The sequence below is a fragment of the Patulibacter americanus DSM 16676 genome, from assembly GCF_000420025.1.
GTDB classification, from domain to species: domain Bacteria; phylum Actinomycetota; class Thermoleophilia; order Solirubrobacterales; family Solirubrobacteraceae; genus Patulibacter; species Patulibacter americanus.
In genome coordinates, this window is sequence record NZ_ATUD01000003.1 from 50,498 (window position 1) to 65,419 (window position 14,922).

The following is a 14,922-nucleotide window of genomic DNA, read 5'->3' on the forward strand; positions in this document are numbered from 1 at the left end:
GCCGCCGCGGCCCTCCTCGGCCTCCGCCAGCACGAGCGCGGGGGCCTTCTGGGGGGCACGGGTGGTGCGGCGGTTGCGGCGCCGGCCGCCGGCCGGGCCGTCGCCGTGCGGGGTGAGCGAGATCGGCAGGCCGACCTTCTCGTCGTAGCCCGGCAGCGTGACGCGGTAGACGCAGAGGTCGCAGTTCATCCGCACGTCGCCCTGGAAGCCCTCGCGGTAGCGGTCCAGCGCGAGGCGGGCCAGGCGGCGGTCGGCGCCGAGGTGCGGGCCGCCGCGGACGGTCAGCTCGGGGTGCTCCTGCGCCCAGGCGGCGGCCTGGTCGTAGATCCGGTGCAGCAGCACGCCGGTGAAGAGGAAGAACGGGACGACGGCGATCGTCGTGGCGCCGAGCTTGCGGCAGCGCTCCAGGGCGTCGGGGACGCGCGGCTCGGCGACGGAGATCCACGCCGGCTCGACGATCGGCAGGCCGCGGCGGTCCGAGAGCAGGCGCGCGACCTTCGCCAGGTCGCCCGAGGCGTCCGGGTCACTCGACCCGCGGCCGACGAGCACCACGCCGGAGGTCTCGGCGGGGGCGTCGGCGAGGGTCGCGGCGATGCGGTCCTCCGCGACCTCGAGCACCCGCGGGTCGATGGAGAGGTCGCGCCCCATGTGGAACCGCACGCCGGGGTGGCGGATGCGCGCGCGGGCCAGCGTGGCGGGCCCGTCGTTCTTCAGGTGGCCCGCGGCGAGCAGGACGATCGGGACGGAGACGATCTCCGTGGCGCCGTCGGCGACAAGCCGGTCGATCGCGGCGTCGCCGGACGGCTCGGCGAGCTCGATGAAGCCGCCCGCGTGGTGCAGATCGGGGTCGATCTCGCCGACGAACCGGACGAGGTCCCAGAACTCCTCGACGTGGTCCGCGTCGCGCGAGCCGTGGCCGATCAGGACGAGGGACGGCCGGTCGGGGCTCGGTCGCCCCGCGGTGCCGGCACGGGCGTCTGTTCCGGCGAGGGCCACCCCTCGATGGTAGCCCCGGCTCCCGCGCGAGGGTGCGACGACCGGGGGTAGCGACGGGGTGGCGGCGGTCGCAGCGCCGGCGTCGGGGCCCGAGCGGCACGGGCTGGGCCCGCACCACCGCTCGACTTCGCGGGGTGCGGGGCCGGTCGTCAGTCGGCCGCGCCCGCGGCCACCGGCCGCGGGGCGTCCGCCGGGCGTGGCCCACCCGGCTCGGTGCGGACGAGCGCGAAGACGACCAGCGCGCCGGCGAGCGCGAAGGCGGACGCGAAGACGAAGGCGTGGGCGTAGCCGTCCGCGAGCGCGGCGGCGCTGGGCTGCGCGCCTGCGCCCGCGAGCGAGTCGGCCGTCCGCGACGACGCGATCGACGCGAGGATCGCCAGACCCAGCGCGCCGCCCACCTGGCGGGAGACGTTGACCAGACCCGACGCGAGACCGGCCTGGCGGCCGTCGACCCCCGTCACGGCGGCGGTGGTGATCGGCACCATGCACAGGCCCATGCCGGCGGCGAGGACGACGGAGGGACCGAGGACGTCGACCCAGAACGAGCCGTCCGCGTCGATCTGCGTCAGCCACGCCAGGCCGATCGCGGAGAGCAGGAACCCGACGGTGAGGGTCGTGCGGATGCCGAGCTTGGCCACGACCTTCGCGGCCTGCGTGGAGCCGAGCGCCATCACCGCCGTCTGCGGCAGGAACGCGACGCCCGTCTGGATCGCCGTCAGTCCGAGGACCTGCTGCAGGTAGAGCGAGAGGAAGAACCACATCGCGAACATCGACGCACCGAGGAGGAACACGGCGAGGTTCGCGGCCGTCAGCTGGCGGGAGGCGAAGATCGACAGCGGCATCAGCGGGGCCTTCGCCAGCCGCGCCTCCACGAGCACGAAGAGGACGATCAGGACGATGCCCACGGCGATCGGGGCGGTGGTGCCCGTCGCACCCCATCCGATCGACTCGGACCGGACGATGCCGTAGACGAGCGCGGAGACGCCGAGGGTGATCGTCAGCGCGCCCGTGAGGTCGAAGTCGCGCGCGGCGGCCTTGTCCTCGACGCGGTCGGGCTGCAGGTCCCGCAGCGCCAGCCACACGATCGCCACGCCGATCGGCAGGTTGACGAAGAGGATCCAACGCCACGAGAGCAGCTCGGTCAGCACGCCGCCGACGAGGCCTCCGGCCGACCCGCCGGCCGCGGCGACCGCGCCCCACGCGGCGAACGCCCTCGCGCGCTCCGGCCCCTCGCGGAACGTCGTGGTGAGGATCGCCAGCGTCGCGGGGGCGACGATCGCGCCGCCCACGCCCTGGAGCGCCCGCGCGGCGACGAGCATGGCCTGGCTCTGCGCGAGCCCGCCGGCGAGCGAGGCGAGCGAGAAGACGACGATGCCCACGATGAACATGCGCTTGCGGCCGAGCAGGTCCCCCGCGCGGCCGCCGAGCAGCAGCAGCCCGCCGAAGGTCAGCGTGTAGGCGGAGACGACCCACTGCAGCCCGGTCTCGGAGAACCCGAGCGCCGAGCGCACCGCGGGCAGCGCGACGTTCACCACGGACACGTCGAGGATGACCATGAACTGCGCGGCGCAGACGAGGAAGAGGATCGCGCCGGTGCGGAGCTGGCCGGCGTCGGGAGCGGCGGATGGGCGGGCGTCGGACACGCGCGGCCTTTCGGGGTGAGAGACGGCCGGTCGCGAGCGGGCGCGGCGGGGCCGGGGACGGCGACCCACGCTAGCGCGCGCCCGCGTGCGACCCGGCCGGGGGCGGCACCGCGACCCGCCCCGGGTGCGCGTAGAGCGTCGCCCGGCCGTTCCGGACGAACGCCGCCAGCGTCACCCCCAGGCGCTCGGCCGTGGCGACCGCCAGGCTCGAGGGTGCGGAGACCGCGACGAGGACGGGCACGCCGGCCGCCGCGGCCTTCTGCACGAGCTCGTAGGACACCCGGCCCGACAGCACCGCGATCGCGTCGCCCGCGGGCAACCTGCCGTCGAGGAAGCGCGTGCCGAGGACCTTGTCCAGGGCGTTGTGACGGCCGACGTCCTCGCGCACCACGAGGGGCGTGCCGTCGGGCGCGAAGAGCCCGGCCGCGTGGATGCCGCCCGTCTGGTCGAAGAGCGGCTGGGCCGCGCGCAGGGCGTCCGGCAGGCCGGCGAGCACGGCGTGGTCGACGACGAAGCCGTCCGACACGACGGGCACCCGCGCGCACAGCTCGTCGATCGACGCCGTGCCGCACACGCCACAGCTGGCGGTCGCCATCAGGCTGCGCGCCGCGAGGTCCCGCCGCGGCGGCCGGCGCAGGTGCACCGTGACCACGTTGTAGTGCTGCTCGTCGACGTCGGTGCAGTAGCGGATCTCGGCCAGGTCCTCCGGCGTCGCGATCACGCCCTCCGCGTGCAGCAGGCCGGCCGCGAGCGCGAAGTCGTCGCCCGGGGTGCGCATCGTCGCCGTCGTCGCGACGACCACGCCGTCGGGCCCGGCCACGCGGATCTCGAGCGGCTCCTCGCCGACGACGCGCTCGCTGCGGCTGCGGGCGCCGTCGGCGTCGACGACGGTCGCGGTCACCCGGGCGACGCGGCGCCGTGCGGTCGGGGAGGCCATCGGCCTACGGTAGCGGCGGCCGCTCGTCGGGCCGCCGGCACGGCGCCGAACGGACCCCGGCCCGGGGCTCAACCCCGCCCGAGCACGGACCGCAGCACCGCGGCGGCGGCGTCGAGCTCGTCGCCGGGCAGCGTGCGCGGGTCGACGAGCACCCGGCCGTCGGCGATGCGGGCCACCAGCGGCGGGTCGTGGCCGCGCAGCGCGCGGGCGAGCCCGTCCGCGTCGCCGCCCGGCGGGTCGATCGCGACGGCCGGCCCGGGCAGGTCGACGAGGGGAAGCGCACCACCGCCGACGCGGGCCAGCGCCTCGACGACGACGCCCCCGCAGGCGTCCGCGAGCCGCGCGGCCCGGGCCTGCAGCTCGGCGTCGGGGACGGTGAGCATGGCGAGCACCGGGATCTCGCGCAGCGCGCGCTCCGGGTCGCGGTAGAGGGCGAGGGTGGCGGCGAGGGCGGCCGTGGTCAGCCGCCCGGGGCGCAGCGCGCGGGCGAGCGGGTGGCGCCGCGCGGCGCCGACGGCCTCGGCCGTGCCCGCCAGGATCCCCGCCTGCGGTCCCCCGAGCAGCTTGTCGCCGCTGAAGGTCACGAGCGCCGCGCCGGCCGCGATCGAGCGACGGATCGGCGGCTCGTCGGCCAGCTCGGGGATCCCCGTGGCGAGCACGCCGGAGCCGATGTCGTCGACGACCGGCACCCCGAGCGTGCAGAGCTCCTCGATCGGCGTGTCCTCGACGAACCCCACGGTGCGGAAGTTCGACGGGTGCACCCGCAGCACGACCCCGGCCCCGTCCGCGACCGCGCGCGCGTAGTCCTCGCGCCGGGTGCGGTTCGTCGTGCCGACCTCGACGAGCGGGGCGCCGGCCTGCGCGACGACGTCGGGCACCCGGAACCCACCGCCGATCTCGACGAGCTGTCCGCGCGAGACGACCACGGGCGCCGGGCCGGAGCGAGCGGCGGAGCCGGCGGCAGGCGCGGCGTTCCCCGCCAGGGCCGCGACCGCGAGCAGCACCGCCGCGGCTCCGTTGTTGACCACGAGGGCGTCCTCCGCGCCGGTGAGCTCGCGCAGGAGGGCGGCGACGTGCTCGTCGCGTCCGCCGCGTCGGCCCGTCGGCAGGTCGAGCTCCAGGTTCAGGTAGCCGGCGGCGGAGGCGGTCACCGCCTCGACCGCCGCGGCGGCCAGGGGTGCGCGACCCAGGTTGGTGTGGACGACCACGCCCGTCCCGTTGAGCACCCGGCGCAGCGAGGGGCGCAGGTGCGCGTGGGCGGCGGCGAGGAGCGCGGCCTCGGGGTCGGCGGCCGACGCGTCGGCCGCGGGGGGCCCTGCGCCGTCGAGCAGCTCGGCGCGCCGAGCGTGCAGCGCCGCACGGGCCGCGGCGACGGCCTCGGCCGCCGTCGGCGCGGCGGCGTCCGGTGCGGTCGCGCGCAGCCGGGAGGCCAGTGCGTCGACGCCGGGCAGCGCGCGCAGAGCGGCGGTGCGCCCCGCGTCGGCCTGCGCCGCGCGGTCCGTCTGCGTCCCCGGAACGGTCGCGCCCGCGTCGTCGTCCGGCCGGGTCACGCGTCGCTCCCGGTCAGCGCGAGGGCGCGGCGGGTGGGGACCCGGCGGTCGTCCGGGCGCCGCAGCGTCAGGCGCTGGGCGTCGAGGTGCTCCAGGAGCGCCTGCGCGGGCTTGCGGGAGGTGCCGAGCAGGTCGCGCACCTCGGCGAGGCTCGTCGAGCCCTCGGCGGTCAGCAGGGCGAGGATGCGATCACGGGCGGCGGCCACCGTGTCCGCATGCCCCACCAGGCGGCCCGACACGCGCACGGCGCGCCCCCGCTCGAGCAGCTCGCCGAGCGCGGCGGGCGCGTCGAGCGCGGCCTCGCTCGGGAACGCCAGCCCCGCCTCGAGCAGCCGGGCCTCGAGCGCCAGCGCCGCGGCGCTCGGTGCGACGACTGCGGAGGGGACAGGCGCGGGCTCCGGGGTCGGGGCGGGGGCCGCGACGGGCTCGGGCTCGCCGTCGCGCAGTCGGCGCAGGCGGGCCAGCACGTCGGGGCGCCGGCCGTGACGGCGGGCAGCGGCGTCGAGCACCACCCCGCCGCCGAGCGTGCCCGCGGGCGAGGGGCGGCGGACGACGACCCGGTCGCCGTCGACGGCCATCAGGGGCCGGTCGAGGCGCAGCTGAAAGAGGTCGTCCTCCAGGTGCGACAGCCGCCCCGGGCTCTCGCGCGTGCCGTGGTGGACGTGCACCCGCTCGCCGTGCCGCGGCTCGCGCAGGTCCAACGCGCAGTCCAACACGGTGCGCTCGACGCGGGCGCCGGGCGTCGCGAGGACGTCGCCGCGGGCCACGTCGCGCCGCCGCACCCCACCGAGCGCGACCGCGACCCGTTGCCCGGCGCCGGCGCGGTCCTGGGCGCGGCCGTGGACCTCGATCCCGCGCACCCGCACGGCGCGGGCGCCCGGCGAGAGCTCGAGCGTGGCGCCCGTCGCGAGCACGCCGGACCACAGGGTCCCGGTGACCACGGTCCCGCGGCCCGCCACGGTGAAGACGCGGTCGACGTGGAGCACGGGCGGCTCGTCGGCCGGGGCAAGACCCGCGGAGGCCCGTGCGTCGACGACGGCGCGCCGTCCCGCCGGACCAGACGTGTCCCGCCCCGACGTGTCCCGCCCGGGCACGCCGTCCGCCAGCCGCTCGAGCGCCGCGACGACGTCGTCGAGCCCCTGCCCGGTCCGCGCCGAGCAGGCGACGACCTCGCAGCCCGGCAGCAGCTCCGCGGCCTGCGCGGCAGCGTCCGCCGGGTCGGCCAGGTCGGCCTTCGTGACGACGACGACGCCCCGCGAGACGCCCAGGCCGCGCAGCACCTCGGCGTGCTCGACCGTCTGCGGCATGACGCCGTCGTCGGCCGCGACGACCATCAGGAAGAGGTCGATCCCCGTCGCGCCGGCGACCATCGTGCGGACGAACCGCTCGTGGCCGGGCACGTCGACGAGGGACAGCACGCGCCCCGACGGCAGCGGCAGCCGGGCGTACCCCAGCGCGATCGAGATCCCCCGCTCGCGCTCCTCCGGCAGGCGGTCGGTGTCCGTGCCCGTGAGCGCGCCGACCAGCGCGGTCTTGCCGTGGTCGATGTGCCCGGCGGTGCCGAGGACGAGCGGGCCCGCGGCGGGCGCGGGGGCGTCACCGTCCCCGCCGGCGACGGGTGCTCGGGCGGCGTCCGGCATCCCGCCACGCTACCGCGCGCGCCGCTCCGTCCGGTGCTCCGGGGCCGGCGGCCGGCGGCCCCGGCTAGATGCGGCTCAGAACGGCAGGTAGTCGACGCCGATCGGGAGTCCGTCGCGTGAGGCGGGCAGGCGGTCCAGGACCGTGGGCGGGCGGCCGTCGAGCGGCACGCGGACGGCGACGACGACGTCGTCGGCCTCGTAGTGGACGATCGCGCTGTTCGCGCCCCGCTCGTAGCCGTCGAGTCGCAGCGTCTCCGACGTCTGGTGGTCCCCCCGCCGGTGCGCCGGCGGAGCCGCGTCCGCCGGCAGCCCCACGGCCAGGTGCAGCCCGCGAGCCGTCAGGGGCTGCCCGCCGACGAGGACGTCGCGCAGCGTGCCGTCGGAGCCGAGCACGGCCGGCAGGCGGCGGCTGGCGCTGCTGTCCTTCGGGTGCCTGTCGGGGCGCAGCCCGAGCCACGCGCCGTCCGGCAACGCCGCGGAGGGCCAGAACCCGAGCCGGTCGATCTCGGGCCGGTCCCGCCACCGGCCGTCGGCGGTCAGCTCCCCCCAGGAGCTGTCCCCGAAGTCGAGCATGTACGCCTTGAGCAAGGCCTCGAGTCGCCCGCCACGGCGTCGGGTCTCGAGCACGGCACGCGCGCGGTAGAGCTGCACGAGTGCGCCGCCGCGCTGCGGATCGCCCGGGTGCGCGATCAGGTTCGTGACCCCGGTGCGCGGGCGGACGGTCCGCTCCCGCAGCACCCGCCGGGGAACACCGTCGCCCGCCTCGACCCACAGGTGCTCGCGCCGCGGCGCGTTCAGCCGCCGTCGGGTGGTGCGCACCCACCGCCGGCTGCGCGGCGTCCAGTCGACGAGTTGCCCGGCGAAGTCGCGGACGAGCGTGGGGTGCGTCGTCGCGAAGACGCCGCGGCCGTCGGGCAGCACCGCGATCGGGGTCGCGTTCGGAACGGCCTGCGTCCGGCAACGAAGCTCCGTGCGCACGCTGCAGCGCTGCACGACCCGGGTGCCGGCCCGGTTCACGAACGGACCGACCGTCACGGCGGTGGCGTCCCCGTTCCACAGGGCGTGGGGGGCGTCCCAGAACAGGTATCCCGACGCGGGTCCGCGGCGGAGGGGCCGCATCGGCAGCGTCCGCCCGCGTCCGCCGTCGACGGAGAGGAGCCGGGGGCGAAAGAGGCCGGGGTCCGTGACGTCCATGTGCAGGTCGACGAGCCTCCCGCCGGCCCCGCTCGGGAACCACGTGCCGGCTGCGCCGTCGGTGTCCGTCCACTCGCTCATCGGCAGCTGGCGGCGGGCGCCATCGCCGCGGAGGACGACCGGGGACCGGGTGTCGCCCGCGGTCACACGGAGCACGTCGGCCGACGCGGCCGGCACGCCGGCGAGCAGGCCGCCCGCGGCGGCGGCGATGGCGAGGACGGCGCGCAGGGCGGCCGGACCCATCGCGACCCGCCGCAGCGGGTCGCCGGCGCCGGGCCGGGCGCGGGGGACGAGGTCGGGCATGGGGCTCCTGGGACGAGCGCCGCGGCGCGGGGGACGCCCTACTCGTACCACGGAGCGGCGAAGGAGTCGAACCTTCCCGGCGCGGCACGCGCGCCGCCGACGGCTTTGAAGGCCGTTCGGGGCACCGGCCCCGGGCCGCTCCACGGCACCACGCGGGGCGGCGACCGTCCCGGCAGAGTACGGGAGGAGCAGGAGCGGCCGGCGCGGGCCCGCGCCGGCCGGCGCGCCGTGCGCCGGGGTGTGGCGGGCGGGGACCGAGGCCCCGCGGCGGCCTCAGCCGACGCGGATCGTGCCCGCGTCGCCCTCCACGAGGCGCCCGACGACGGTCCCCGGCACCGCGCCCGCGGCGTCCTCCGGCAGCGCGACGAGCAGCCCGCCCGACGTCGTGGCGTCGACCACGAGCCGCCGGCGCCACTCCTCCACGCCGTCGGCGAACGTGGCGAACTCCGCCGCCCACGCCGCGTTGCGCCGCGAGCCGCCGTTCACGCCGTCGTCCGAGCGCAGCAGCGCCTCCACGCCGTCGATGGCGGGCACCGCCGCCGCGTCGAGCTCCGCCGCCACGCCGCTCTCGCGCCCCAGGTTGTGCAGGTGGCCCAACAGGCCGAAGCCCGTCACGTCGGTCATCGCGTGGGCGCCCGCCGCCACGGCCGCGGCGGAGGCCTCCGCGTTCAGCGTCGTCATGACGTCGACGGCCCGGGCCAGGAGGGCGTCGTCGCAGCGGTCGCGACGCCGGGCGGCCACGATCGCCCCGACGCCGAGGGGCTTCGTGAGCACGACGACGTCGCCGGCTCGCCCACCGGCGTTCGACACGTAGCGCTCCGGGTGGACCGTGCCCGTCACCGCCATGCCGTACTTCGGCTCGGCGTCCTCGATGGAGTGGCCGCCGACGAGCGAGGCGCCCGCCGCGGTCAGCACGTCGAGCCCGCCCTGGAGGATGCGGCCCAGGACCTCGGTGCCGAGCGTCTCGAGCGGGAACGCCACGAGATTCAGGGCGCTGACCGGGGTGCCGCCCATGGCGTAGACGTCGGAGAGCGCGTTGGCCGCGGCGATCCGGCCGAAGTCGTAGGGGTCGTCGACGAGCGGGGTGAAGAAGTCCGTGGTCTGGACGAGCGCGATCTCGTCCGTCAGGCGGACGACCGCGGCGTCGTCGCCCGTGGCGGTGCCGACGAGCACGCGCGGATCGGCCTGGCGGGGGAGGTCCAGGACGATCGGCAGCAGCGCGGCGGCGGGCAGCTTGCAGCCGCAGCCGGCACCGGCGGCGAGGGACGTGAGCCGGGGGACGGTCGCCATGCGGCGACCCTAGCGCCCCTGCCCGCGCTCCTCCTCGGTACGGCCGCGCTCGGGGTCCTTGCCGGCGGGCTCGGCGGCGGGCGGCGGCTCCTCGATGACCGCCTGCGAGGCGGCGCCGACGACGCCGTCGAAGTGCTCCGGGGTCGGCTCGGCGAGCATGGAGGGGGTGCCGTGGTCGTCGCGACCGAACATGAACATCTCGACGACCACGTCCGGGTCGAACATGACCTGGCTCTGGTAGTTGACGACATGGCGCCCGGTGCGTTCCTCGACCATGCCGGTGAGCAGCCCCGTCATGTCGTTCTGCCACACCTGGCGGAACTGGCGGACCTCGTCCTCGTGGCCCTTCGCGAGCATGGACTCCTCGGCGACCGTCAGGCCGCCGCGCATGACGATGAGCAAAAAGTCGTCGAACATGTACGACTTGGCCTCGACGGCACCCCGGCCCCAGAACTTCTTCTGGATCCGCACCATCTCGTTCGAGAGCTCGGAGAGCAGGGCGCCTTGCTGGCGGGTCTGTCGTTCCTGGGCCTCTGGGTCCTGCGCCATCGTTCCCCCGTGCGTCGCTTGCGAGACGCATGCTAGAGGGCCGTACCGCGGCCGACCGAGCCGCTCCACGAATCCGGGCCCGCCCGTCGGCCGGGGACGCCGCCGCAACGTTCCTCCGTGGCGGGCCGCTGCTGTAGGATCCGCCTCAGCGAGCCCTCGCCGGAAGCTGCCCTCGCGGCAGAAGTCGGTGGGGAACGTTGCTTCACCCTCGGCTCAGTACGTCTTCCCCGGCCGGGGTGGTGCCACGTTCCGAGGGAGGCCAGGAGGTATGGGCAGTGCCAGGATCAACGGACGCGGTCAAGGGACTGCACTCCGCGATCAACGACCTCGTCGTCCGCGCGCTGCAGGACTACACCGGCCGGGGCGCGATGCGCGCCCGCACCGTGCTCGGCGCGGACACGGTGATGGTGCTGCTCGAGGACACCCTCACCCGCGGCGAGCGGACGCTCCTCCAGCACGGCCGGACGGACGAGGTGCTGGCGCTGCGCCGCACGTTCCAGGAGGTCATGGGCGGCGAGCTGCGCACCGGCGTGGAGGCCCTGACCGGCCGTCGCGTGGTCGCGTTCATGAGCGCGAACCACGTCGAGCCGGACCTCGCCGCCGAGATCTTCGTCCTCGGCGACTCGCTGGCGGAGGCCGACGGCCCCGACGAACCGTCCTCCGGGCCGCCCGAGCAGGTGGGCTGAGGCCCGCCCCTAGCGCCGGCCGCGCGTCGCGGCCACGAAGCGGTCCACCGCCGGCGAGCCGCCCTGCGGCGGGTTCTTCCGCACGGTGCGCCGCAGCTGGGCGTTGACCGCCGCGTCGACCAGGCGGCGCGGCACCCGGCGCAGCACGGCGTAGTTCACCGTCCCGGCGCGGGTGCTCGCCACGTCACGCCGGTACGGGCCGACGGCGGCCTCGGCCAGCCGCTCGGCGACGGCGGCCAGCGGCTCCTCCGGCACCAGGCCCTCGAGGCCGAAGCCCTTGTCGATCGAGTCCTGGTGGATCGGCGTCTTGACGTAGCCGGGGTAGAAGGTCGTGACCTGCAGGGCGTCCCCGTGCTCGTAGCGCAGCGTGTCGGAGTAGCCGACGAGCCCGCGCTTGCTCATGCAGTAGGCGGTGGCGAACGGGACGGAGAGGTGGGCGAGGCCCGACGCGACGTTCACGACCCGCCCGCGCGCCTCGCGCAGCGGCGCCAGTGCCGCGGCCGTGACGCGCCACGGCCCCAGCAGGTTGACGGCGAGCACCTTCTCGGCGTCCGGCCCGGGCGGATCGCCGGCGCCCTGGCTCAGGCCGAGCCCGGCGCAGTTCACGAGTACGTCGAGCCCGCCCAGTCGCTCGACGGCCCCGGCCACGGCGGCGTCGACGGACGCCTGGTCGCTGACGTCGCAGGCGATCGTGTCGTCTCCGGCGGGCCGCAGGTCGAGTCCGACGACCCGGTGCCCCCGGTCGCGGAGGCGCTGGGCGGTGGCCTGGCCGATGCCGCTCGACGCGCCGGTGATGAGGATCCGGGAGCTCATGGCCTGCACCCTACTGACGAGTAGGGCGGCCGTGGGGGCGGCGGACGGCTGTGCGGGCGGCGGACGGCTGTGCGGGCGGCGGACGGCTGTGGGGGATGGGGCGTCGAGGACCAGCGGCGGGTCGAGGCGGCGCGGGACGAGGCGCCAGCAGACCCGCGCGCGCGGGGGCCTCAGTCGCGCAGGTGCTCGACCCGGTCCCCGTGGGCCACCAGCAGCTCGCGGACGAGGGCGGGTGAGAACAGGCCGTGGTCCACCACGCCCGGGGTGGCGTCGAGCCGGGCGGCGAGGGCGGCCGGGTCGGAGAGGTCGGCGGGCAGGTCGGCGAGCACGCCGCCGTCGGCGGTCGGCGGTGCCTCGCGCAGGACGACGCCGGGCAGGTGCCGGAGCGTGGCGGCGAGGGCGAAGGCGTGGAGCTCGAGCGGGACGGCACGGCCGAGCCGCTCCACGAGCTTGTCGGCGCCGACGACGCACAGGAACCGGTCGGCGGCGGCGATCAGGACGCGCTCGCGGGTGTGCGCGCCGCCGCCACCCTTGATCGCCCAGCGGTCCGGGGCGACCTCGTCCGCGCCGTCGATGGCCAGGTCGTAGCGCTCCGTCGTGGCGTCGTCGGCGAGCGACAGCCCGGCCGTCGTCGCCACCGCGGCCGTGGCCGGCGACGCGCACGCGAACCGCGCCCGAGACCCCCGCTCGCCCAGGGCCTCGGCCACCCGGGCCACGGTGGAGCCCGAGCCGAGGGCGACGGTCATCCCGTCGGCGACCATCGCGGCCGCCGCGCGGGCGACGACGACCTTCTCGTGCTCCGGATCCCCCGTCATGCGCCCACGATATCCAGGCGGCCCGCCCCTCCCGCCGGGACCGTCGCGGGCCGCCGGCAGGGGATCCGACGGGCGATCACTCCGGCGCGACGGCGTCCGTGCCGCGGGCGTTCACGCGGTCGCGCTGGGGGCCGATCGTCTGGATCGGATCCTCGGCGGAGACCTTGCCGGCCTTGAAGATGGCCCAGCGCTCGAGCGCCGAGCCCGCCATGAGCAACGCGCCGCCGGCGACCGCGGCGGGGCGGGAGCGGTGCCCCGCGAGGCCGACGACCGCCGCCCCGCCGAGGGCACACGCCTTCGCGGCGAGGTTCAGCGGGCGGACCGTCGGGTGCTCGTAGGACGCGGCGATCCGGTGGTCGAGCCGGCGCTCCATGACGGTGCTGGCCAGCGTCTCCAGCAGCCCGCCCGCCACGCCCATCGCGCGGGCCGGCGCGGCGTGCGCGACGGGGGTCAGGGCGGTGGCGGCACCGCCGGCGCTCGCGAGCGAGGAGCCGGCGAAGACGAACGGCATCGTCCGCCGCGCCTCCGTCCACACCGGGGTGGCGGTCGTGGTCAACAGGACGGCGGTGTAGACGGAGACGAACGGGCCAAAGACCCCTGCGGCTGCCTGGGAGGGCACGCCGATGATCGCGGGCGGGAAGTTCAACAGCTGCCAGCCGGCCGCGGCGCCGGCGGAGCCGCCCAGGAGCGAGAGGCCCCACGTGCCGACGCTCATCGGCGAGGTGATCTTGAAGACGCGGAGCATGTTCAGGAACCGCGCGGGGCGGCCCAGGTCCATGATCAGCAGCACGGGCGAGACCGCCGTGCCGACGAGCGCGACGGCCGAGGCGCTCTGCCCGAGCCGGACGTTGCCGGTGAACCGCGCGCCCGTGGCCAGCAGCGCCGAAGCTCCCGCCATGCCGCCGGTGAAGAAGTACCAGGGCACCTCCCATGTCCACACCGGCGTCTTGACGACCTGGCGGCCGTAGTACGAGCGCGGCTCGGCGTCGGGCACCATCGACCGCTCGGCCTTGCCGCCGCGGCGACGCTTCGAGCGCCCCGGGTCGCCGGTGCGGCCCCCACCACTCCCGCGGCCGTGGCTGCGCTCCTTCTCCGGCCGGGCGGTGCGGATCTCGCGGTGGCCCGAGGAGACCTTCGGCGCGTCGCCGGCCTTCTGCGGGCCGTCGTCGCCGCCCGCCTTCTGGGGGCTGTCCGCGTCGACGTCACCCGTCTTCATCGCGGGGTCGCGGCCCTCGATCCCGGGCGCGGGAGCGCGGCCCGTGATCGGGGCCTGGCCCGCGGGGGCGACCGGCTTGCCCGTGGTCGCGTCGACCGGTCCGGCGGTGTCGCTCCCCGTGCGGGTGCCGCCCGCCGAGCGCAGGGCGGCCGCGATCGGATCGTCCTCCGGCTCGTCCGGCCCCTGGGGCCCCTCGTGGGGCGGCACGGTGCTCACCGGCGCAACCCCCACGCGACCGCGCCTGCGACGACGCCCACCATCGTCAGTCCCGCCATCCCCGCCGCGCGCCAGCTCTCGCCGAGGTGGTGCGCGGTGTCGACCGGGTCGGGCGGGAACCCGTAGACCTCGGGGTCGTCGAGGAGCAGGAAGAACGCGCCGGCGCCCTTGATGCCGTCGGACTCGTCGTGCAGGTAGAGCCGCGCCTGGTCGACGCCGCGCTCGTGCAGGGCCTCGACGCGTTCGCCGGCGCGGACGCGCAGCTCGTCGAGGTCGCCGTACTGGATCGACTGCGTGGGGCAGGCCTTCGCGCAGGCGGGCGTCTGGTCGTCGCCGATGCGGTCGTAACAGAGGGTGCACTTCCAGGCCCGTCCGTCCTCCTTCCGGCGATCGATGACTCCGAAGGGGCACGCGGGCACGCAGTAGCCGCAGCCGTTGCAGATGTCCTGCTGCACGACGACCGTGTCGAACTCCGTGCGGAACAGGGCGCCCGTCGGGCAGACGTCGACGCAGGCGGCGTGCGTGCAGTGCTTGCACACGTCGGAGGACATGAGCCAGCGCATGCCGTCGACGGCGTCCTCGAGCGGGACGTCGGGGGAGAGCTGCGCGCGGCCCACGAGGTCCATCTCGTCCGCGGGCACCTTCTGCTCGATGAACGCCACGTGGCGCCAGGTGTTCGCGCCCAGCGCGTTCGTGTTGTCGAGCGACTCGCCGGAGAAGTGCTGTCCGTCCGCGGGGACGTGGTTCCACTCCTTGCAGGCGATCTCGCACGCCTTGCAGCCGATGCACAGCGAGGTGTCGGTGAAGAAGCCCTTGCGCGGCTGCTGCTCCTCGCCGTAGGAGACCGACCCGCGGTTGGCGGGCGGGGTGTGCGTGATCGACAGCGGCGAGGTGCTCACGCGCTCTCCTCCGGTGGGGTCCAGTCGGGCTCGCGGCCGCGACCGAGGGGCGGGTGCTCGGTGGTGCCGTAGTCCTTCGGCGGCCCGTGCGGGTCGGTGCCGGCCAGCGGCCGGTCGAGCTCTTCCGGTGGGATCGGACGCTGGTCGGCGCCGTGGTGCTCGGGGGTGCGGCCCG

At 76.6% G+C, this 14,922-nt stretch carries 12 protein-coding genes, 1 tRNA gene and 1 pseudogene; 1 reads left to right on the forward strand and 13 read right to left on the reverse strand.

All coding sequences use genetic code 11. The features are described from left to right. Window positions 1-243 precede the first annotated feature (243 nt). The 9 genes and pseudogenes from F593_RS31185 to F593_RS0106660 form a co-directional block, all read right to left on the reverse strand. Window positions 244-996: pseudogene (locus F593_RS31185) on the reverse strand (sirohydrochlorin chelatase); the annotation flags it as partial. Between the two features lie 149 nt (window positions 997-1,145). Next, complete coding sequence (locus F593_RS0106620; RefSeq protein WP_022927971.1) at window positions 1,146-2,639, reverse strand: MFS transporter; 1,494 nt, start codon at window positions 2,637-2,639, stop codon at window positions 1,146-1,148. A 70-nt stretch (window positions 2,640-2,709) separates the two neighbouring features. Then, window positions 2,710-3,576 (reverse strand): formate dehydrogenase accessory sulfurtransferase FdhD, encoded by an 867-nt coding sequence (gene fdhD, locus F593_RS0106625; protein WP_022927972.1) that lies wholly within the window; start codon window positions 3,574-3,576, stop codon window positions 2,710-2,712. 68 nt (window positions 3,577-3,644) lie between these two features. Then, window positions 3,645-5,126, reverse strand: a complete 1,482-nt coding sequence (gene selA / locus F593_RS23020) for an L-seryl-tRNA(Sec) selenium transferase (RefSeq protein WP_022927973.1) — start codon at window positions 5,124-5,126, stop codon at window positions 3,645-3,647. Further along, the gene (gene selB, locus F593_RS23025; RefSeq protein WP_022927974.1) at window positions 5,123-6,766 is read right to left on the reverse strand and encodes a selenocysteine-specific translation elongation factor; all 1,644 of its coding nucleotides are present in this window, start codon (window positions 6,764-6,766) and stop codon (window positions 5,123-5,125) included. The genes selA and selB overlap by 4 nt, the downstream gene beginning before the upstream one ends. A 75-nt stretch (window positions 6,767-6,841) precedes the next feature. Further along, window positions 6,842-8,263 (reverse strand): hypothetical protein, encoded by a 1,422-nt coding sequence (locus F593_RS0106650; protein WP_022927975.1) that lies wholly within the window; start codon window positions 8,261-8,263, stop codon window positions 6,842-6,844. Between the two features lie 50 nt (window positions 8,264-8,313). Beyond that, a tRNA-Sec gene (locus F593_RS29795) sits at window positions 8,314-8,405 on the reverse strand. A gap of 131 nt (window positions 8,406-8,536) precedes the next feature. After that, complete coding sequence (gene selD / locus F593_RS0106655) at window positions 8,537-9,553, reverse strand: selenide, water dikinase SelD (RefSeq protein WP_022927976.1); 1,017 nt, start codon at window positions 9,551-9,553, stop codon at window positions 8,537-8,539. Window positions 9,554-9,562: 9 nt separating this feature from the next. Further along, the gene (locus tag F593_RS0106660) at window positions 9,563-10,102 is read right to left on the reverse strand and encodes a Na-translocating system protein MpsC family protein (protein ID WP_022927977.1); all 540 of its coding nucleotides are present in this window, start codon (window positions 10,100-10,102) and stop codon (window positions 9,563-9,565) included. A gap of 275 nt (window positions 10,103-10,377) precedes the next feature. Here F593_RS0106660 and F593_RS0106665 point away from each other — a divergent pair, with 275 nt between their 5' ends. Continuing rightward, the gene (locus F593_RS0106665; protein ID WP_022927978.1) at window positions 10,378-10,788 is read left to right on the forward strand and encodes a Na-translocating system protein MpsC family protein; all 411 of its coding nucleotides are present in this window, start codon (window positions 10,378-10,380) and stop codon (window positions 10,786-10,788) included. Between the two features lie 9 nt (window positions 10,789-10,797). Here the strand turns inward: F593_RS0106665 and F593_RS27400 are convergent, their stop codons facing one another. The 4 genes from F593_RS27400 to F593_RS23045 form a co-directional block, all read right to left on the reverse strand. After that, complete coding sequence (locus F593_RS27400; protein WP_022927979.1) at window positions 10,798-11,601, reverse strand: SDR family NAD(P)-dependent oxidoreductase; 804 nt, start codon at window positions 11,599-11,601, stop codon at window positions 10,798-10,800. A 170-nt stretch (window positions 11,602-11,771) separates the two neighbouring features. Beyond that, entirely contained in the window at window positions 11,772-12,416 is a 645-nt protein-coding gene (gene rpiA / locus F593_RS23035; RefSeq protein ID WP_022927980.1) for a ribose 5-phosphate isomerase A, read from the reverse strand. Window positions 12,417-12,492: 76 nt separating this feature from the next. Continuing rightward, on the reverse strand, window positions 12,493-13,848 hold the full coding sequence (gene nrfD / locus F593_RS23040) for an NrfD/PsrC family molybdoenzyme membrane anchor subunit (protein WP_157251624.1): 1,356 nt from the start codon (window positions 13,846-13,848) through the stop codon (window positions 12,493-12,495). Continuing rightward, window positions 13,845-14,726: a 4Fe-4S dicluster domain-containing protein gene (locus tag F593_RS23045; RefSeq protein ID WP_033206349.1), complete on the reverse strand. Its 882-nt coding sequence runs from the start codon at window positions 14,724-14,726 to the stop codon at window positions 13,845-13,847. Before F593_RS23045 ends, nrfD begins: the two co-directional genes overlap by 4 nt. Between the last annotated feature and the right edge of the window lie 196 nt (window positions 14,727-14,922).